19 protein-coding genes and 1 pseudogene are annotated in these 18584 nt (G+C 58.7%); 3 read left to right on the forward strand and 17 right to left on the reverse strand.

All coding sequences use genetic code 11. From position 1 onward, the window contains the following. Window positions 1-323: 323 nt before the first annotated feature. The 15 genes from draG to JNM42_RS14020 all read right to left on the reverse strand — a co-directional run bounded on the left by draG (window position 324) and on the right by JNM42_RS14020 (window position 12874). Window positions 324-1268, reverse strand: coding sequence for an ADP-ribosyl-[dinitrogen reductase] hydrolase (draG, locus tag JNM42_RS13950; protein WP_294271175.1), 945 nt, complete (start codon window positions 1266-1268; stop codon window positions 324-326). Then, the gene (locus tag JNM42_RS13955; RefSeq protein ID WP_294271178.1) at window positions 1247-1819 is read right to left on the reverse strand and encodes a nitrogen fixation protein NifQ; all 573 of its coding nucleotides are present in this window, start codon (window positions 1817-1819) and stop codon (window positions 1247-1249) included. Before JNM42_RS13955 ends, draG begins: the two co-directional genes overlap by 22 nt. A gap of 7 nt (window positions 1820-1826) precedes the next feature. Beyond that, window positions 1827-2189: a 2Fe-2S iron-sulfur cluster-binding protein gene (locus JNM42_RS13960; RefSeq protein WP_294271180.1), complete on the reverse strand. Its 363-nt coding sequence runs from the start codon at window positions 2187-2189 to the stop codon at window positions 1827-1829. 83 nt (window positions 2190-2272) lie between these two features. Then, window positions 2273-2560 carry a 2Fe-2S iron-sulfur cluster-binding protein gene (locus tag JNM42_RS13965; protein ID WP_294271183.1) on the reverse strand — a complete coding sequence of 96 codons (288 nt, stop codon included), beginning with the start codon at window positions 2558-2560 and terminating at the stop codon, window positions 2273-2275. Between the two features lie 24 nt (window positions 2561-2584). Then, window positions 2585-3856, reverse strand: coding sequence for an FprA family A-type flavoprotein (locus JNM42_RS13970; protein ID WP_294271185.1), 1272 nt, complete (start codon window positions 3854-3856; stop codon window positions 2585-2587). After that, window positions 3834-4349 carry a hypothetical protein gene (locus JNM42_RS13975; RefSeq protein ID WP_294271188.1) on the reverse strand — a complete coding sequence of 172 codons (516 nt, stop codon included), beginning with the start codon at window positions 4347-4349 and terminating at the stop codon, window positions 3834-3836. Before JNM42_RS13975 ends, JNM42_RS13970 begins: the two co-directional genes overlap by 23 nt. Then, window positions 4349-4627 carry a 4Fe-4S binding protein gene (locus tag JNM42_RS13980; RefSeq protein WP_294271191.1) on the reverse strand — a complete coding sequence of 93 codons (279 nt, stop codon included), beginning with the start codon at window positions 4625-4627 and terminating at the stop codon, window positions 4349-4351. Before JNM42_RS13980 ends, JNM42_RS13975 begins: the two co-directional genes overlap by 1 nt. Before the next feature lies 1 nt (window position 4628). Next, window positions 4629-6203, reverse strand: coding sequence for a nitrogenase cofactor biosynthesis protein NifB (gene nifB / locus JNM42_RS13985; protein ID WP_294271193.1), 1575 nt, complete (start codon window positions 6201-6203; stop codon window positions 4629-4631). Between the two features lie 147 nt (window positions 6204-6350). Next, on the reverse strand, window positions 6351-6884 hold the full coding sequence (locus JNM42_RS13990) for a flavodoxin (RefSeq protein ID WP_294271196.1): 534 nt from the start codon (window positions 6882-6884) through the stop codon (window positions 6351-6353). Window positions 6885-6901: 17 nt separating this feature from the next. Further along, entirely contained in the window at window positions 6902-7180 is a 279-nt protein-coding gene (locus JNM42_RS13995; RefSeq protein WP_294271198.1) for a nitrogen fixation protein NifZ, read from the reverse strand. Between the two features lie 353 nt (window positions 7181-7533). Then, the gene (locus tag JNM42_RS14000) at window positions 7534-8967 is read right to left on the reverse strand and encodes a LutB/LldF family L-lactate oxidation iron-sulfur protein (protein WP_294271200.1); all 1434 of its coding nucleotides are present in this window, start codon (window positions 8965-8967) and stop codon (window positions 7534-7536) included. Further along, complete coding sequence (locus tag JNM42_RS14005) at window positions 8964-9593, reverse strand: LUD domain-containing protein (protein ID WP_294271203.1); 630 nt, start codon at window positions 9591-9593, stop codon at window positions 8964-8966. The genes JNM42_RS14000 and JNM42_RS14005 overlap by 4 nt, the downstream gene beginning before the upstream one ends. Window positions 9594-9634: 41 nt before the next feature. Beyond that, entirely contained in the window at window positions 9635-10438 is an 804-nt protein-coding gene (locus tag JNM42_RS14010) for a (Fe-S)-binding protein (RefSeq protein WP_294271207.1), read from the reverse strand. A gap of 1291 nt (window positions 10439-11729) precedes the next feature. Beyond that, window positions 11730-11864: a hypothetical protein gene (locus JNM42_RS14015; protein ID WP_294271210.1), complete on the reverse strand. Its 135-nt coding sequence runs from the start codon at window positions 11862-11864 to the stop codon at window positions 11730-11732. Between the two features lie 161 nt (window positions 11865-12025). After that, on the reverse strand, window positions 12026-12874 hold the full coding sequence (locus tag JNM42_RS14020) for a hypothetical protein (RefSeq protein WP_294271213.1): 849 nt from the start codon (window positions 12872-12874) through the stop codon (window positions 12026-12028). A gap of 551 nt (window positions 12875-13425) precedes the next feature. Between JNM42_RS14020 and JNM42_RS14025 the strand changes: the two genes are divergently transcribed. The 3 genes and pseudogenes from JNM42_RS14025 to JNM42_RS14035 all read left to right on the forward strand — a co-directional run bounded on the left by JNM42_RS14025 (window position 13426) and on the right by JNM42_RS14035 (window position 16544). Then, window positions 13426-14532 carry a Tat pathway signal protein gene (locus tag JNM42_RS14025; RefSeq protein ID WP_294271217.1) on the forward strand — a complete coding sequence of 369 codons (1107 nt, stop codon included), beginning with the start codon at window positions 13426-13428 and terminating at the stop codon, window positions 14530-14532. Window positions 14533-14563: 31 nt separating this feature from the next. Next, window positions 14564-14989, forward strand: coding sequence for a hypothetical protein (locus tag JNM42_RS14030; RefSeq protein ID WP_294271220.1), 426 nt, complete (start codon window positions 14564-14566; stop codon window positions 14987-14989). A 661-nt stretch (window positions 14990-15650) separates the two neighbouring features. Beyond that, window positions 15651-16544, forward strand: a pseudogene (locus JNM42_RS14035) (DUF389 domain-containing protein). A gap of 49 nt (window positions 16545-16593) precedes the next feature. Here JNM42_RS14035 and JNM42_RS14040 read toward each other — a convergent pair. Together JNM42_RS14040 and nifA are read right to left on the reverse strand one after the other, a co-directional pair. Next, on the reverse strand, window positions 16594-16740 hold the full coding sequence (locus tag JNM42_RS14040) for a hypothetical protein (RefSeq protein WP_294271223.1): 147 nt from the start codon (window positions 16738-16740) through the stop codon (window positions 16594-16596). Window positions 16741-16828: 88 nt separating this feature from the next. After that, the gene (gene nifA, locus JNM42_RS14045; RefSeq protein WP_294271228.1) at window positions 16829-18436 is read right to left on the reverse strand and encodes a nif-specific transcriptional activator NifA; all 1608 of its coding nucleotides are present in this window, start codon (window positions 18434-18436) and stop codon (window positions 16829-16831) included. Between the last annotated feature and the right edge of the window lie 148 nt (window positions 18437-18584).

Genomic DNA, 18584 nt, shown 5'->3' on the forward strand with positions numbered 1-18584 from the left:
GACGGGGTTGCGCGATAACGGGTGGATGCACAGCGAAGCAATCCCTGCTCCTTCCAGGCAAACCCCTCCCCAACCCTCCCCTTGTCAGGGGAGGGAGCTTCGGTTCCCCCTGACAAGGGGGCTAAGGGGTTGGTTTTACCCACACTTTATTGAGCCGTTCGCGCAGCGGCTCCAGCTTCGCCTGCCACTGATCCTGGATGACATCGATCCCGGCTATGGTCTTGAGCGTATGTGCGGTACACGCGGATAGGCAAAGCCGCGGCTGCCGTTGAATTCGTGATGCCACCGGTATTGAGACGTGGAGAGTAATATCGGGACGAAGCTCAATTACCGCCCAACGCGATCAGCTCCCGTGCCTGATCTTCACATTGCCTGCTGGTCGCTTTGTCGAGTGCATTCAGCCAGCGTTCAGGAATCGCCCCCAGTCCGTAGCGCGCGCCGGCGAGCATGCCGGCAATGGCGCCGGTGGTATCGGCATCGCCGCCGCGATTGACGACGTCGATCAGACACTCCTCGAAACTGGCGGTGGCAAAGAATGACTGGAAAACCGCCTGCATCGTTTCGACAATGAAGCCGCTGGGATTTTCACAGCGCTTGCGCCCGTAGGCGAAAACCGGGTGTTGGCTGACCAGTTCTGCAGAGCGCTGGCGTTCGACTTCGAGCGCGTCGCGCCCGGCCAGAAAATCCTGCACCATGAAGATCAGCGTGTCGCAGGCCCCGTCCGAAAGGGCGTTGTGGTGCGTGGTGTGGGCCTGGGCGTGGCTGGCGGCAAGGGTCGTCTCCGGCGTCTGGCCGTAGCAGGCCAGTGCCACGGGCAGGACGCGCATGGCGGCGCCGTTGCCGGCATCGTGCTCGGAGGGGACGGCTTCCGGGTTGCCGGTCTTGCGGAAGGCGATCAGGTTACGGCGCACGGTGTTGCCGATATCAACCGGCTTGCTGCGCATCCAGGCGTCGAAGGCTTCGGCCGACGCTTTGGCTTCGACGCCGCCGTGCGCCAGGATCGCTGCGCCCAGAGCCAGCGACATGCCGGTGTCGTCGGTGACCTGGCCGGCCTTGAGGCGCAGCCAGCCGCCGCCGGTGATGTCGCGGTGGAGGCCATGCTGGTGACGAATTTCGTTGGGGGTGAGAAATTCGACGGTGGCGCCCAGCGCATCGCCGATGGCGAGGCCAAGGTAGGCGGCGATGGCGCGTTCGCCGAGCACGCGCTCCGACGTCACACGTCGACGCACGCGGGCGGCACGCCGGATCAGCGCTCGGGTCCAAAACACCTGGCGTAGTCCTGGCACTGGCCGCAGGACGGTGCGGGGCAGACATAGATGCCCTCGTTCGAGCAAAAACGGCGGTAGAGAAATTTCTTCCACTTCATGTCGGCGTTATTATCCTGTGCCAGTGCCGGGAAGTTGACCCACATCAGCCGGGTCAGTTCATCGCGGCAGGTCAGGCCGAGGTCTTGCCAGAGATGGTCGGACCCGGCACAGCCGGTCGCGACGATATCGGCCATCCAGCGTTCGGAATCGCGCTCGCCGGCGCGATGCTCGAGGAGCAGCTTTTGCAGATCCTCGAATTCGGGAAGATCTGGAGCTCTGCGCTCGGTGCTGCGCAGCGGGTTGCCTGGGAAATACTCGGTCAGCATCTGCGCGCAGCGCACGTCGCCGAGCCCAAGGTGAGCCGGCAGGCAGCCTTCGCCGGCGCCCTGTCCGGCCAGCATGCTGGCCAGCAGCAAACGGTTCGGATCGGCTGCTGCCGAAGCCGACGGCGGCTGCACCAGCAGTTCGGCGAACAGCAAACTCCGGTAAGGGATTCGCTCCGGCCCGTTCATCGCCGACTCACTTGCTCGGATACTCGACGAGGATGTCCTCGTCGCGGACAATCATCTGGCAGGCCAGACGCCACTGGGTCGGCGGGATGTCATCGACGTACATCTGTTCGATCTCGGCCTTGGTTATGTGGCCCAGTAGCGAGAGCGCCGCCACTTCGCGGGCGTTGAGCGGGCCGCCCATCGGGCGGCGTTTGTCATCGACCGAAGAAACCTTGACCAGACAGGTGCCGCAATCTCCTTCCTGGCAGCCGAAGTCGATCGGAATGTGGTTTTCCTTGGCCAGCGAGAGGATGGTTTGGGTGTGGCTGCCGGCAACGGCATAGACTGTCTTGTCGTTGTGCAAGGGGCTGCTGAAGGTGACGAGGGCCATGGTTATTTCTCCTGATGAAGGGGGTTGAGGTGAATTTCTTGCTCGGGCTGGTCAAAGGACGGCCGGGGGCGAATCGATGCCGGTCATGCCGGTCTGACAACGACTTCGCCGCCGAGGATCTGGGCCTGGCAGGCCAGCCGGTGCCGGCGCGGCGCCATGTTGTCCTTCAATACCTGGTCTTCCAGGATGCTCGGCACGGCGAGATTCTCGGCGCCGGAGACGATCTTGGTCAGGCAGGTGCAGCACTCGCCTTCGCGGCAGCCGTAGATGATGCCGGAACCGACTTTTTCCGAGACTTCGATGAGCCGGGTGCCGGCCGGTACGGTGACCGAGACACCGACGTCCTCGAAGGTAACTTTTGCTTTTGGCATTATTTTCTCCCTGTATCGGGCCGGTCAGGCGATGGCCGCCAGATCCAGTTCCCGGTGTTCGATCCGGCCGGTCAAATGACGGGCCAGGCTTTCGCCCAGACTGCGGCATTTCTCAAGTTCGTCTGTGTCCGGCACCAGCTTCAGGCGCAGTCCTTCGACCGGCACGCGCAGTTTCAGCCCGCGCAGGCGGTCCTCGATCAGGCGCACCGCCTCGCCGCTCCAGCCGTAGGAGCCGAATGCCGCACCCAGCTTGCCCTTGATGTTGACGCTGGTGAGCGAGGACAGCAGATCCCAGATCGGTTTGACCGCATCGCCGTTGATCGTCGGGCTGCCGAAGGCGAGGCCGTCGGCCTCCTCGATCAGGTCGGTGAAGATAGCGGCATCGCCGCCTTCGAGGTCGTAGAGCGAGACACGTACGCCGGGGATGCTTTCGGCACCGGCCGCCATGGCTTCGGCCATGCGCCGCGTATTGCCATACGCCGAGAGGTAGAAGACGAGCAGCGTCTTTTCGCTGCGCGCTTCGTTGAACAGGCGCGGCGTCGCCAGTTCGCGGTAGCGGTGCAAATAGTCACGGGGCATGTGGCGCAGGATGGGGCCGTGCGCCGGGGCGATCAGCCTGATGTCGAGCGGTTCGATCAGCGCCAGCGCATCGAGCACGTAGTCGCGGAAGGGCCGCATGATATGCGTGTAGTAATACTCGAACGAGAAGCGGAAATCGCCGACGCGCTCGTTGAACAGGCGCTCATCGCAGAAATGACAGCCGAAAATGTCGCCGGTGAACAGCATGCCGTCTTCTTCGAGATAGGTGCACTGGGTATCCGGCCAGTGTAGGTAGGGCGTGTGCAGGAAGCGCAGCGTGCGCCCGCCGAGATCGACGGTATCGTCGGTGGTGACCGGCGTGTACTCCGGCGGCTTCTCGCCACTGGGTTTGAGCAGCGCCTTGAGCATCATCTGGGCGCGAGTGGACAGATAGACGCGAGCCTGTGGCGCACGGCGCAACAGTTCGGGCAGGGCGCCGCTGTGGTCCGGCTCCAGATGGTTGAGCACGATGGTCGTGATTTCCTCGTAGCGCGCGACCGATTCGAGGCGCCGGAAAAAATCGTCGGCGAAGCCCTCCTTGACCGTGTCGATTACCGCCACGCCGTTTTCGCCGCGCACCACATAGGCGTTGTAGGTGGTGCCGTTGGCCGTTTTCAGGATGATGTCGAAGCTGCGCAGATGCGGGTCGAGGGCGCCCACCCAATGGACGCCCGGGGCGACTTCGACAGCCAGATCAGTGAGCGCCGCAACGGCCATGGCGGCTTTCCTCATCCTTGTCGGCAGGTTTGTCGTACGCCGCGCGGCCACAACTGTCGTGGCCTTCGGCGCCATGCGCGCAGGCTTCGCCGTCGCCTTCCGACAAGGCCACTTTGTTCAGACCGATCCAGGCGTCGACGGCGGCATAATCGAATCCGACAAGCCGTTCGATCCGGGTTCCCTGTTCGCTGGTTACTCTTTCGACTTCCATCAGCGGACGGCGGATGAGCAGGGGGTTGTCGAGCAGCAGATGCAACGCCTCCTCGAAACCGAGGTTTTCCGGAACGATGTCGCCGGATTTGAGCGCGGGCGCATTGCGGTTGAACCACTCGCCGATCTCCAGCTTGCCGATGAAAGCCAGCAGCCGGTCGGCCGACCAGGTTTCGGCTTTCAGGTTTCTGGCCCGAACGGTGTGACCAGCGGCAGCCAGCAGCAGCCTCTGGCGAAGATTGCCCTGGCAGCCCGGCTTCTCGTAGAAGGTAACGATGGCCATCAGGCGGCCGCCTTGTACAGGCCCAGCTCGATCAGCTTCTCAAGCGGAATGCCGGTCAACGAACCGGGCGGGTTGATCGGATCGCCCAGTTCGTTGACGATGGCGCACTCGATCGGGCAGATGGCGGCACATTGCGGGTCGGCATACTCACCCAGGCACTCCGTGCACTTCGCTTCATCGATGAGAAAATGCGGCGTGTCCGCGTAGATCGCCTCGTTCGGGCAAACCTCGACGCAGGCACAGCAATTGACACAGGCGTGGACAATCTGCAGGGCCATTTCACGCCGCCTTTCTGGAAGAGGCCTGCCCAACGGGTTTTTCAGCGAGTTTGCCGGCACTCCCCATTTCCTTATATACCGCCAGCACCGCGTCCTCGATCGGCTCCATCGCATGTTCGCCGTTCGGCTGAATGCCACTGGCTTCGAGCTTGCCCCAGGGTTCGTAACCGATCTTCGAACAGAGCACGACTTCGCAGCCGGTCAGCGTGGCAATGGTTTTGTCGAGTACCGATTCCGGTTCGCCGACAAGGCTTGACGCCGACGCCTCGTCGCCTTCGCCGCAGGACTCCGTACCGCTACAGTAGAGCCCGGTCTTGCGGTGGCTGACAAAGCGCACGCCGCTGGGCGAGGCTTCGTAGATCAGGAACTCGCGCGCATGACCAAAATGCTCGCCGACGACGCCGTTCTTGCCGGCGACGGCCATCAGTACCGTGCGCCAGGCCGGAGAAAGGTTCTCCGGATTGCGACTGTCGCCCGACAGCGGCGGCGGCATGGCGCGCCTGGTTTCCCGCTGCTGATCGAGCTGATCGATGATCGCGTCGTGCACTTCCTTGCGCCGGACCATGGCCGCGGCATAGTCGATGTCGTCGAGCGAGAGCTGGTCGATCTTGTCCATGGTGAATTCGGCACCGCGATCCTCGCCGAGCAGTCCGACCGCATCGGCACGGCACTGCCGGCAGTGGCGCATCATCGCCATGTCGCCGGAGCAGTCATCCTGCAGTTCCTGCAACTGCTCGGCGCTCGGGCTGGCTTGCCCCATCAGGCCGTAGTAGGTGCCGTGCTCGGCTTCGGCGATCAGCGGCATGACATTGTGCAGGAAGGCGCCCCTGGCCTTGACCACCCTGGAGACTTCCTTGAGGTGCCGATCATTGACGCCGGGGATCAGCACCGAATTGACCTTGACCAGGATGCCGCGCGCGGTCAGCATTTCCAGACCCTTCTGCTGCTGTTCGATGAGGATTCTTGCCCCCGCGACACCGCGGATGCGCCTGTTCTCCCAGAAAATCCACGGGTAGATTCGGGCGCCGATTTCCGGGTCGATGCAATTGATGGTGATGGTCACGTGGTCGATGTTGTATTTGGCGATCTCGTCCGCGTACTTCGGCAGGTTGAGGCCATTGGTCGACACGCAGAGCTTGATGTCCGGAGCGCGCTCGGCGAGTTGCCTGAAGGTCTCGAAGGTGCGGGTTGGGTTGGCCAGCGGGTCGCCCGGCCCGGCAATGCCGAGCACCGTCATCTGCGGAATTTTGGCGGCGACGGCGAGCACTTTCTTGATCGCCTGATCCGGCGACAGTAGTTCGGAAACGACGCCGGGCCGCGACTCATTGGCACAGTCGTATTTACGATTGCAGTAATTGCACTGGATGTTGCACGCCGGTGCAACAGCCACGTGCATGCGGGCAAAGTAATGGTGCGCTTCTTCCGAATAGCAGGGGTGGTCCTGAACCTTGGCGCGGATATGATCCGGCAGATGGCCCAGCGCATCCGGCGCGGTGCCGCAGCCGCTGGACGAACACCCCCCGCCGCTGGTAGTAAGTGGAGTGGGCGGCGTGTTGCTGATAACGGGTAGTTCCACGATGAAGGCTCCTCGAGTGCTGTCGATGTCTTTCAGCAATCGCTGTGCCAGTGGATAAACTGTTTTTAAAACAGGGGATTAAACATTCGTGCTGGCCCTGCCTGTCGTCGCTTTGTCGTAAAACTGACAGGCCGCCTGTTGGCATGATCAAGGCAGCAGATCGGCCTGGATTTGTGCCAGCCAGGTGTACAGGCGTTCTTCGGTCAACAGTGGCTGGTTGATCTGGTCGAGGGCCAGACCGAGGAAATGGTCGCCGTCCACCGAGCGTGAGGCAGTGAATTCGTAGCCGTTGCTTGGCCAGCGACCTACCACGCGCGCGCCGCCAGCCCGCAGCGCAGTGTGGATCAGGCTGATCGCGTCGACAAACTCGTTCGGGTATTTTTTCTGGTCGCCGAGTCCGTAAATCGCTACGGTCTTGCCAGTGAGGTCGGCGCCTTGCAGTTGCGGCAGGAATTCCTCCCAACTCGGCTGGCTGAGGCCGACCGAGAGCCCCGGCAACTGGCCTTCGCCGAGGGTCGAGCTGCCGAGAATCAGCGCGTCATGGGCGAGGAAATCGGCCAGCGTGGCGCGCCCGATATTGACCGGTGCCGCCGCAGCCGTCCCCAGTTTCTTCGCGATCTGCTTGGCGATCAGCCGCGTTCGGCCGGTTTCGGTGCCGAAAAAAATGCCGATTCTGGCCATTTGAATATCAACACTCCCTAGACCGGGACAGGCTGGATCTGCGTCAACTCTTCCGGCAAACAGCCAACCGGGTCACCGAGCAGCTTGTCGGGGCCGCTTTCAAACTGCACCAGATAGATTTCCTTGCTTTCGTCCAGCTCGGCGACGCCAAAATGCACGACAACGCCCCGCGCGCCCAACGGGGCAATCAACCCTTCCGGTTCCTCGATACCGGGCATCCCGCCATCGTTGAAAATGTCTGCGGCGGCATAGACCATATCGCCGATTGCGTATCGAATATTTGGAATGGCTGGCATGATTTCAGGCTTTCTGTCGGGGCAAGTGGGCAGGTACTGCGCGGTTTCCAGAAGTGAGGAACCGGAAGCCGACGAGAAGGTGTTTATCGGGTTCGGACACGCAATTCTCCTTGTTGTTGACAATTCCTTCACCGGTGCGAAATCAGCTCGGCGCTCCAGTGAAACAATGCAAGGGGAATGCCAGGAGATAAAACCATAAATACAATGGTTTGCGTATTTTATGCCTTGTCAGGTTTGCGACAAGGCTGTCCACTCCGCCTTTGGCAAGAGCATTATTCCGTACCTAAGCCAAGTGAGTGGCTTTCGTGTTCAGGCGTTACCAGAAATCATGCCGGTCAGCCACTGAAAACCCATCAAGACTTATGATCTTTCATCAAATCCCGCAAGCGTTTGGAGGCAGGAACCAGAGGCGTTCGACTGCGCGTCCAGGCACCTTGCTCCGACGGCGATAGGGCACGTCCACGGCTCATGAACCAGGATGCCAGCTTGTACAACCCTGACTTGCTGTAGACCTGTGCCCACATGCCCCACGCGGTGGATGCCGCCAGGGTTCGCGCCGCCCCGCTACCACGTAATGTGGCCTCTTCGGTTTCAGGCCTGGCTTGCGCCTCATTGCGCAGGCGCACCAAAATGTCCGTGATCGGAATTTTCACGGGACACACCTCGCTGCAAGCACCACAAAGGGTTGACGCAAAGGCCAGTGGAAAGGTTGTATCCAGGCCTAGCATGTGCGGTGAAATGATGCTTCCAATCGGGCCGGGATAGGTCGTGCCATAAGCATGCCCGCCAATGCGCGCATACACTGGACAATGGTTCATGCAGGCACCGCAACGGATGCACTGCAGGGTGGCTCGCAATTCATCGTCGGCATAGGCCTGCGTGCGCCCGTTGTCCAATAAAATCAGATGCACTTCCTGCGGGCCGTCTTTTTCATCAGGCCGGCGCGGCCCGCTGATCATGTTGACGTAGGTGGTGACCGCTTGTCCGGTAGCAGAACGTGTCAACAAGCTCAACAAGGGCGGCACGTGTTCGAGTTTTTCGACCACTTTTTCAATACCGGTGATGGCGATGTGCACTTTGGGAACAGTGGTGCACATACGACCGTTGCCTTCGTTTTCCACCAGACACAAGGTGCCGGTTTCGGCCACGGTAAAATTGACGCCGGACAGACCGATATCCGCCTCGGCAAACTTGCGCCGCAGCACGCGCCGACCAATCTGAATCAGTGCATCCACATCCTCGGTGTAGGCCACACCAGGAATCTCCTCGGCAAACAGTTGGGCGATTTCCTGCTTGGTTTTATGAATGGCCGGCATGATGATGTGCGACGGTGCTTCGCCCGCCAGTTGCACAATGTATTCACCCATGTCTGACTCAAAAGCCTCAATACCAGCGGCCTCCATGAAGTGATTGAACCCCACCTCTTCACTGACCATGGATTTGCCTTTGATGATGCGTTTGGCATCCACACGCTGAGCAATTTTCAAGGCAATGGCATTGGCTTCCGGACCGTTTTGAGCCCAATGCACTTGCACACCGTTGGCCGTGAGATTGGCCTCAAGTTGTTCCAGCAATCTCGGCAAATGCGCCAGGCTGTAGCGTCGAATCGAGGCCCCCAGTTCGCGCAGTCCCTGCATCTCATCTTGATCCGGAAACTGCGCACGCCGTTTGGCCTGTAAAAAATCCATGGCACCACGAAAATTTTTCCGTTGCCCCGCGTTGTCCAGTACTGCTTTGCTGCGGGCTTTGAAATCATCCATAGGGTGAAGGTGAACGACTTTGTTCATGCTTGCCTCCCATCAGCGTGACGAAGTAAAACCACCAGTTCTTTGGGGCCATGCGCACCGTAGGCCAGCGTTTGCTGAATGTCTGCCGTCTTGGACGGACCACAAATCAGCAATGCATTGGTTGGCATGCCCTCGGACCAGGATTCGGCAGTCATGGCGGCATAAAAGTCTTCGTGGATGGTGTCCTCATCCAGCAGCACAAAATGAATCGAGGGCACCAGCGACATCAAGCGCGGTTCGCTCGGCGTGGGCCACAGAATCAGGCTGCCTGTTTCAGCCACCGCACCGCGTGCCAGTGTCAGTGAGGCATCCACACCGTCAAACAGCAAATCCTGCCAGGTATCAATGGGCTGCTCGTAAGGTATCAACTGCAGGGCTTTCGTTTGGCAGGCCTGCAGTTGCGCACCATGCGGCGTGCCGGCACCAATCAATATCTGGCGCAAGCCTTTGCCAACGGCCACCTGCAACAGGACCGAAGACCAATTGTCATGCGTCACATCATGAATTTCAGTGTGCACCGCCTCCAAAGCAGCTCGCAAGCGTGCGCAGCGTTGAACTCGATCTTCCGAGCGGCGATGAGCTCCAAACCACCCGGCGACATCTGGCATAGCCTGCTGTTCAGCCACATGGGTCTTGCGCAAACGATTGAGAATTTCTTCACGTGCGCTCATGCTGCACCTCCATTCGTACGCCGCCACAAAAAACTGGCCAGATGTTCACCGGGCAAACTGGGTTGTTTGCAACCCGATAATTCATCCTGCTTGGCGGACCGCCCCGAGATGTTGAGCAAGCAACCGCAATCTGCACTGACCACGCAGGAGGCCCCGGTATTTTTGATGCTGGCCACTTTGTCGGTGGCAATGGCTTCTGAGATGTCCGGATACAACAAGGCAAAAGTACCGCCAAATCCGCAACACTCTTCAATCCGGGCCTGCTCTTTGACTTGCACCTTGTCCAGGCTGTCAAGCAAGGCAGCGCTGGTTTCATGCACCCCCATCTGACGACGGGCGTGACATGAGGTATGCAGTGCAATGGTGCAAGCTTCACCGATGTCTTCATGGTTGAAATTGACCACATGCACCAGAAACTCGCTCAACTCATAAATCCGGTCCGCCAGTGCCATTGCCTTGGCATGCAATTCCGGATCATCGGCAAATAGGTGAGGGTAGTGAGTGCGCATCATGCCGCCACACGAACCCGACGGCACCACCACGGGCCAGGGTTCAATGAACAAATTGAGCTGTGCCAACGCTACTGAGCGGGCTTCGTCCGGGTAACCGCTGCTATGCGCGGGCTGGCCGCAACAGGTCTGTTGTTCAGGATAGTGAACACGGATGCCCTCGCGCTCCAACAGCTTGACGGTATCAAGACCCGCTTGCGGTGTGAATTGGTCAATCAGGCAAGTTGCAAAGAGGTAGACATCAGTCGGTTTTGACGGATAGCTGCGGTCAGTCAATCCATAAGAGTTCATCAAGCGTCTCCTGGTTTTCTAAAAGCTTTATTGTCAAACGATTCCGCCGAGGGTCTGTTGAAACTCGCAGGAACGCGTTGTCAAATATTGTAAACACCGCCACGCTCAATGCACAGCTACACCAGAGTTCATCACCGAGCAGATGACTTGCGGGTGTCCTGCCGTTGAAATTAGACGTGTATAGAAAGAAACTCCAAGCTGCTGCAATGCAACAAAAACCACATGCGTACGCTCGGGATAACCCTATGATCAAAACCATGAAGGATAGGGAATTCAACCGCACGAGCCTGAGTATCCTCGCCCGCTTAACCACTGTCAATGCCGACTATTTTCTTTTAATTCCCATGAGGAAATCCCTATTCCGCCTCACTGTTAAGCGTATGGGCGAGGCGTAATATAGTGGGTGCCGAAAACTCGCCACTCGTTGAGGCGAGAACACACGCTTACGCAAGACGATGGAAATGTTGCTCGTCACCCTCAGATGCCGCGACTATCCCCAGCGGTGAGGAAGGCGCACTTTGCTCGACTGCCTTGTAGTGCAGTTGCTCCAGGCGCTGCGCTGGTCAAACTTGATTTCCGCCTAGAGTTGAGCTGACATATTCCAATGAGGATGGTTGCCCGATTGTTCCGCAGTCGCTGCGGCCTTCCATAGCGGTGAACCGTGCGCCGGGGCGATTCTAGGTGGCTAGGTTAATTCGCCGATGTGGTTGAGAATCTTGTCCAGGCTGCCGGCATCGTTGATGAAGGTGATGATCCGCATCTGGGAGTGACAGATTTGGCAACGCAGGGGGCAAAGCTTCATCATAGATGCGCGCCAGCAACTTGGCCCACAGATACCAGGCCGAGTTGCTGACAGCTATTCCTGGATCGCGGCGACGTCGGTCGCCGGTGCAGATGATGGAGCGATCACCGCGCCGGATTATCCGGCTGCAATACGCGGAGAAGCAGCTTCTCGGGAAACTGCTTTCTGGGCGCGACAACGCCAAATAAATATTTATACGTCATGGAATCCGATTGGCCGTTGTCGTTGCCGTCATTGGGACTCAAAAGCTGTACGAGCACAATGGTTCAATTGCGGTCAGTGGAGTTGGCGATTCCATAGGGATAACTGTTGGAGCACTTCGGATAATGCCGAGCTCAGCGCCCAATGCGATTGAACCAATTTGCCCCAAGTTTTCAAGCTTGCTTGAATGTATTGACGCTCAGAATTCTTTGCTGAATTTTGGGATTTACAAGTTCAGAATACGAATAGCAGTTTTTCTATAAGCCTTTCAGCCTTGCTCGCAGCGCATCATCCCGATAGATCGTCCAGGCTGAACTCGATGGCGACGAAAGGTGCGACTCGAACCGGGGCGCCATCCTGCAGCGTGGCGATCAGCATCCAGTGCCTCTGACTCAGTTCGAATTCGCTCAGCTTCCGGCTCAAGTCCGATATGACGGGGTGTAGTGCGCAACAATTTGGTCGACTATTCGGGCCGCCGACCGCACTGATGGGGGATCTTTCAATAACAATCGCGGTATCGACGAAAGATTTGTGTTCGCGTACTTGACTCAGGCCGCCTGATGGGTAACCCCATTGGTACTCTCTTATCCAAGTCTTTCATTGCTTTTTCTAATACCAAGACGGGTTAACATCATCAGCAGACCGCTGCCAAACAGCCAAAATGACGCAGGTGCTGGCACGGGAGAATAAATAAAACCGCTGTCGGTCACCAGTTGATAACTCGGGTCAGAAAGGCTTAAAAAAACCTTGCCAGTGTTGCCATAGTCGGCTGAAGAGCTAGGATTAAAACTGGATGCTCTAGCGGATACGCCCAACCAAGCACTGAAAGATATGGCTGTTTTCGTTGGGAGAGAAAGCGTTACGGAACCCGAGCAGAAGTCATAATTACCTGGAACTGTGCAGTAAAAATAATTCGGGCTTGAAGCCGAATCGCCAAAATCAATCACTTGGTTTATGCCGCCAAACAAAATTGATAATCCACCAGAGGCAGACGAATTTCCTCCTCTGCCCCCTGTAACCTGATATCTCAGAGTCACATCCTTTTTATTTGAAGTAGACGGGCCTGTTATGGTAAAAGTATCAGTAAATCCGGCATCTGCACTGCCAGTAACCGATGGGCCTAACGAACCGGCACTGGCTTGAGCTTTAATCACTCCTGGGCTCGCAGATGCAGTGCCAAATGCTTGAGTTTGCCCTAAAACCGTTACATCTACCTTTGGAAAAATCACGGATGCATAAGCATACGAGCCAGTGTTGGTCTTGAACTCCTCTTTGTAGTCAAAGGGTGAGCCGAGGAGCGGGCGATCGATGTAATCGAAGATGCCTTTATTCCCCGCAGTAGCCTGGGCTCTTGCATAAGTGGTATACGCCGCGCTCAGCGGCGAATAACCAAAAATCAACAAATATAAGAAAAGTATGCGGCAAGATTTCATTGGAAGCACCTTGGTTTGTGGTGGTTGTGGTGGTGATTAAGCGGATTCAGTATAAACCCAGAAACCGCAGTTGAGCGCGATAGTGAACCAACGCAAGGGGAATGCCGGGAGATAGAATGCAATGGGTTACGTAAGTTAAGTCTTGTCAGGTTTTGCGACAAAGCTCCCCACTCTGACTTTGGCACTATCTTCATTCACTACCGAAGCCGAGTTCGCGGCTTTCCTGTTCAGTCGTTACCAGGATCCGAGCGCTCCGGTCGTGGCGGTAACGGCGAGGGGGAAGATTCGTCATTCCAGGCATGACCCGGAATCCAGTCGGGCACTTCGGAGTCTGCCCTGCGGGATTTGCTTCGCACATATTCTTTTCGCTCGGTTTCCGGGACTAGCTCGTTATGACGGGGTGTAATGCGCAATATGACTGAGGTCAAGCGCCCCGCCAAAGTCATCAGCGAAACAGTCAGTTGCGAATCATCGACACGCTTTTCGATCTCAATGGTACGGACTGGGGATCGTTCAATAACCCTTGAGTCTTCTTTACAAGGAATTTCACTTTGGTTACTCGAAGAGAATTTGGCATTTCTGCGCTGGCATCGATCGGTGGAATTGCGGCCTTGTCGTCGTGTTCATCCAGCAGCAGCTCCGAGAGTTACGAAGCTGCGGTGCAAGATACATGGCACCACAGCAAGGGCGAGTCTGGCGATAAATCCACGCTCCTGCGCGAACTGGTGCGCTACGCGACTTTGGCACCGTCGAGTCACAACACTCAATGCTGGAAATTTCGCGTCGAAGAGTCCTCCATCTCGATATTGCCCGATCTTTCGCGCCGATGCCCCGCAGTCGATCCGGATGACCATCACCTCTTCGTCTCGCTAGGCTGCTCAGCCGAGAACCTTATTCAAGCGGCATTGGCGAATGGTCTGATGGGACATGCCACCTTCGATGCCGCCGGGAGTAACGCCCTGCGCGTATCCCTTGAGCCGACACGCGCGGTCAATTCCGCCCTGTTTCAGGCCATACCCGAACGCCAGAGCACACGTGCCGAATACGATGGCAAGCCCCTCACCAGGCAGGAACTCGAATTGCTTGAGAAGGCCGGTACTGGAAGCGGCGTTCGTTTGATCCTGCTCACCGAGCGAGAGGCAATGGAGAAAGTTCTGGAGTATGTTGTAGAAGGTAATACAACCCAGATGAACGATCGTGCTTTCGTCGAGGAACTGAAGTTGTGGATACGCTTCAGTGGCGACGAGGCAGTTCGAACCGGGGATGGGCTCTACTCGGAATCGTCGGGTAATCCGTCTTTGCCCCCGTGGTTGGGAAACCTGCTATTTGATTTGTTCTTCACGCCAAAGAACGAGAACGACAAATACGCAAAACACGTGCGAAGTTCAGCGGGAATCGCGATCTTCGTCGCTGATGGTTCAAGTCCTGCACAGTGGGTCGAAGTGGGGCGTAGCTACGAGCGCTTTGCTCTCCAGTCGGCCGCATTGGGGATCCGTAACGCATTTCTCAACCAGCCCGTGGAGGTGCCGACATTGAGACCACAGTTTGCTTCTTTCCTGGGTATCGGCAAAAACAGACCTGATCTGGTGGTTCGGTTTGGTCGAGGCACGAAGCTGCCTCCTTCCCTGCGGCGACCGTTGCAGACCGTGCTGGTCTGATTCGACTAAAAGCCACGTCAACGATCATCAAATGGGCACTCTCTTCTTACGCTCCATCAAAGCCGGTATTGCCTACTTTTCCCTGGCATTTGGTGCGGGCTTCGCCATGGGAGCGATACGCGTGCCTTTTCTGGTGCCACGTCTCGGCGAACGCGTAGCGGAACTCATCGAAATGCCGTTCATGCTTATCGTCATCATTTGGGCAGCCCGGTTCATTACGATAAGGTTTGCCTTGCCGGCTACCGTCTTGGTTCGTCTGAGCACCGGCGTTCTTGCTTTGGGTTTGCTGATCGCAACCGAACTCTTGCTCGCCGTGGCCTTCCAGGACCAGTCGCTTGGTCAATATGTCTCTAGCCGGGACCCGGTCTCCGGTACAGTCTATCTGGCGATGCTCTTTCTGTTTGCAGCGATGCCACTTGTTATCACGAGATTACGGTTCGGTCGCGACCATGCATAAGTCCAACTCATCATTCCATCGGACGTTGCGCGATACAGCCGCGTAGCTCCAGTGAATTCACCTTGAACTGTTGCTTTTCGAACGCCAGAGCGTCCTCAACGCGAGGGCCGTAAGGAATCAGCGTGAATTCCAGCTTTCATGATGGTGAAATGTCTCTGAGCCGAATGGCGCTAGGCTATGAGCATTCCATAATTGGCCGCCTCGGAATGCCGATAGCCCGTTCCGCACAATCCGAGCCTGGATAATGAAAGGGTAAATCCGGCGCGCCAGCCAGGGCTTCGATGGGCTAAAATAGTCGGCCGTCAACTGTCGGCCATGAGTCGAGGGTGATGTGAGCAAGAATTTCATTGTTTGTGCGACTGCTGTTTACCCGTATTCAAACTTGCACATTGAAGCGGCGAGTTGGGTGCCGCGGGTGCCAATAACCCGAAGTCACTTTACCGATGCCGGCACTCGCTTTTGCTCGCCACCAGTGGCTTTTCCGGGCTATCGGCGCACCGTGTGAGTGACGTGCACGGCGCATCGGGTTGCAGTGGCCCTGAAGGAGAAAGGTGTGGGACAGTTCAGCGAGTTGTTGCATGGGGGGCCGGTTGATGCGGTCGAGGTTGCGCGTGTGCGCGAGGTCATCCTGTTCGAGCAGCCGGCTCTGCGCGAGCGACTGGTGCGCTTCTGGGCGCTGTTGACCCTGGCCTCGGCGATCGCCACCTTCGGTCTGTACGGGGACTCGGCGGCGGCCGTGATCGGCGCCATGATCGTCGCTCCGCTCATGCTCCCCATCATGGGCCTGGCATTTGCCATCAGCATCGGCGATCTGCGCGCGATCCGGAGTTCGCTCCTGGTCGGCGTTGGCGGGATCGCCACCGCTATCGGCGTTGGCTACCTCATCGCGCTGCTGATGCCGAGTTACTTCGACCCAACGAACGTCGGACAAATCAAGGTGCGCACCACCCCGCGTCTGATCGACCTTCTGGCGGCGCTCGCTACGGGTCTCGCCGGGGCCTTCGCCATCGGCCGCAGAGATGTCTCGGACACCTAGCCGGGCGTAGCCATCGCCATCTCGCTCGTTCCCCCGCTGGCCAACGTGGGCATCCTGTTGGGCGCCGACCGACCGGAGCTGGCATTCGGAAGCCTGCTTCTGTTCGTGACCAACTACTTCGCCATCCTGCTGACGGGGTCGTTCGTCTTCGGCCTCATGGGATTCCCGGCGCCTGTGCTGTCCGGGGCCACGCCTCGCGTCAGGCAACTCGCGATCACCACGGTTGTTCTGATGATTGCGATCATCGCCGTCCCGCTCGGGCTGGCAAGTCGAACAGTGATTCGCGACAGCCTGGTCGAAAGCCGGGTGACCGAAGCGGCCAAGTCCTGGACCGCGGGCACGGGCTACCACCTGAAGTCGGTCACGGCAAACGACAAAACGGTCAGCGTCGTCGTCGCCGGAACGGGTGCAATCCCTGCCCCGGAAACGATCGAGTCGCAACTGAGCGGGCAGATCTACGGAATGCGCGTGCGCGTGACGGCGATCCCTGCGCAGATCATCGAATTCGGCACGAAGTAGGCAGCGGCTCCACGGCTCCGGCTTCTGCTGGCCGACGGCAGTCCCGGTGTCAAGCCGCGAGATCGGGAACCGCTACTTCGGTATCGTGCACGATTTCCAGGTACAGCAGAGCCAATCTGGTCTGGAAACTGTCGTCACGGCGCACCCCAGGATTTTCTCCTTCGGGGCGAAAGCCGGGATCCAGTTGGTGCTCCAAAAACCTGGATTCCGGCCTTCGCCGGAATGAGCGCGAAGCCTGGCCAAGGGCCACGAAGTGGGTTGCCGCAAGCCCCTTCATGAAATGCTCAGAATTGCTTGACCTCGATGTTGAGCGTCTGGATCCGGTAGGCGATCTGGCGCGGTGTCATGCCGAGAATGCGCGCGGCCTTGGCCTGCACCCAGCCGGCCTGTTCGAGCGCCGTGATTACGCGTTCCTTTTCCGAGAGGTTCGGGTCGTCGATGTCGGCCTCCGGGTTCGGGCTTGCAATTGGGTTGAACGGAGCCGGCGGTGGGCTGCGCTGCCCTTGCGGTGCGCGTCGCTCGCGGGCACTGGGAAAGCGGATCAGATCGACATCGATCCGGCCGTCTTCGGACAGTACGGCGGCACGTTCGAGGCAGTTTTCCAATTCGCGCACGTTGCCCGGCCAGGAGTGGGCGGCCAGCCGGCGCTGCGCCATGTCGCTCAGGGTCAGCTTGCGTTTCTGCTCGTTGCCGATCTTGCCGAGCAGATGGCGGGCGATTTCCGGGATGTCCTCGATACGCTCGCGTAGCGGCGGCAGAAAGATCGGCATGACATTCAGCCGGTAAAAAAGGTCTTCACGGAAATCGCCCATGTCGACGGCGGTTTCCAGGTCGCGGTGGGTGGCAGCGATGAAGCGCACATCGACCTTGATCGTCCGGCTGCCGCCGACGCGCTCGAATTCGCCCTCCTGCAGGACGCGCAGCAACTTGGCCTGAAAAGGCGGCGTGACATCGCCGATTTCATCGAGGAAAAGCGTGCCGCCGTGTGCCTGCTCGAAACGCCCCTTGCGCGCCTCTACGGCCCCGGTAAAGGCGCCGCGCTCGTGGCCGAACAGTTCGGATTCAAGCAGGTTTTCAGGCAACGCCGCACAATTGAGCTTGATCATTGCGCTGCGCGCGCGCGGTGAGTTGTAGTGGATGGCGTTGGCGATCAACTCCTTGCCGGTGCCGGTTTCGCCGCGAATCAGCACCGTGGTGTTCCACTTGGCGACCAGTCGCGCCTGGTCGAAAACCCGGCGCATGGTCGCCGAGCGGCCGACCATGCTGTCGAAACCGAACTGGTGGCGGACGGTACGTCTGAGCAGGTCGCGTTCTTCGAGCAGTGTCGATTTTTCCTCTGCGACTTCGAGCGACAGGCGCAGGCTCTGGCCGATCAGGTTGGCGACCATTTCGACGAACTGGGCACGCTCTTCGAGCAGTCCATCGTCCGGCGTTCCCGGTTGAACGGCAAGAACGCCCTGCAGGTTGCTGCCGGACTTGATCGGCACGGCGATGAAGGGAAGCTCCGACTGGTAAATGTCGAGGCGGTTGAGAAAGCGCGGCTCATCGGCGATGCGGGTGAACATCATGGTGCGCGGCTTTTCCAGCATCAGGCCGAGGATGCCTTCGCCCGGCTCGTATTGAACGTTGCTGACCGGTGACGGGTGATGCAGCAGGTGCGCCGTCAGATTGCCGGAATCCGGATCGACGATGCCGATCATGCCGCAGGTCAGCCCGGCTTCGTCATGCAGGATGCGCAGCACGTCGCGCAGGCTTTCATTGAAGGCCAGCGAACGGCTGAGCACGCGGCTGACCGCATAGAGCGCGGCGAGCAGCAGGATGTTCAGCTCGTGAGTCCGGCAAAAGCCACTGCTGGGTATCGTTTCGACCGAGTGGAGGGTGTGTTCGCGCATGTTGTTCCGAGCTTGTCGTTAAGGTCGCGCGAGCGACGCACTAATCTCCCCTCGCCCTGTGGGAGAGGGGTCGGGGGGCGAGATTGGGAATTCGCGGAGCATGCTCCGTGCCAATCTAGCGATTCCGGCTGCCAAGCCGGAATGCGCC

This window comes from Propionivibrio sp. (genome assembly GCF_016790145.1).
In the GTDB taxonomy this organism is placed as follows: domain Bacteria; phylum Pseudomonadota; class Gammaproteobacteria; order Burkholderiales; family Rhodocyclaceae; genus Propionivibrio.

What these genes read in the sequence shown, in the direction of transcription:
- JNM42_RS13955 (WP_294271178.1), bottom strand. Translation starts at nt 1,819, where the DNA reads ATGAACGGGCCGGAGCGAATCCCTTACCGGAGTTTGCTGTTCGCCGAA.
- JNM42_RS13960 (WP_294271180.1), bottom strand. Translation starts at nt 2,189, where the DNA reads ATGGCCCTCGTCACCTTCAGCAGCCCCTTGCACAACGACAAGACAGTC.
- JNM42_RS13965 (WP_294271183.1), bottom strand. Translation starts at nt 2,560, where the DNA reads ATGCCAAAAGCAAAAGTTACCTTCGAGGACGTCGGTGTCTCGGTCACC.
- JNM42_RS13970 (WP_294271185.1), bottom strand. Translation starts at nt 3,856, where the DNA reads ATGGCCGTTGCGGCGCTCACTGATCTGGCTGTCGAAGTCGCCCCGGGC.
- JNM42_RS13975 (WP_294271188.1), bottom strand. Translation starts at nt 4,349, where the DNA reads ATGGCCATCGTTACCTTCTACGAGAAGCCGGGCTGCCAGGGCAATCTT.
- JNM42_RS13980 (WP_294271191.1), bottom strand. Translation starts at nt 4,627, where the DNA reads ATGGCCCTGCAGATTGTCCACGCCTGTGTCAATTGCTGTGCCTGCGTC.
- JNM42_RS13990 (WP_294271196.1), bottom strand. Translation starts at nt 6,884, where the DNA reads ATGGCCAGAATCGGCATTTTTTTCGGCACCGAAACCGGCCGAACGCGG.
- JNM42_RS13995 (WP_294271198.1), bottom strand. Translation starts at nt 7,180, where the DNA reads ATGCCAGCCATTCCAAATATTCGATACGCAATCGGCGATATGGTCTAT.
- JNM42_RS14000 (WP_294271200.1), bottom strand. Translation starts at nt 8,967, where the DNA reads ATGAACAAAGTCGTTCACCTTCACCCTATGGATGATTTCAAAGCCCGC.
- JNM42_RS14010 (WP_294271207.1), bottom strand. Translation starts at nt 10,438, where the DNA reads ATGAACTCTTATGGATTGACTGACCGCAGCTATCCGTCAAAACCGACT.
- JNM42_RS14020 (WP_294271213.1), bottom strand. Translation starts at nt 12,874, where the DNA reads ATGAAATCTTGCCGCATACTTTTCTTATATTTGTTGATTTTTGGTTAT.
- JNM42_RS14030 (WP_294271220.1), top strand. Translation starts at nt 14,564, where the DNA reads ATGGGCACTCTCTTCTTACGCTCCATCAAAGCCGGTATTGCCTACTTT.
- nifA (WP_294271228.1), bottom strand. Translation starts at nt 18,436, where the DNA reads ATGCGCGAACACACCCTCCACTCGGTCGAAACGATACCCAGCAGTGGC.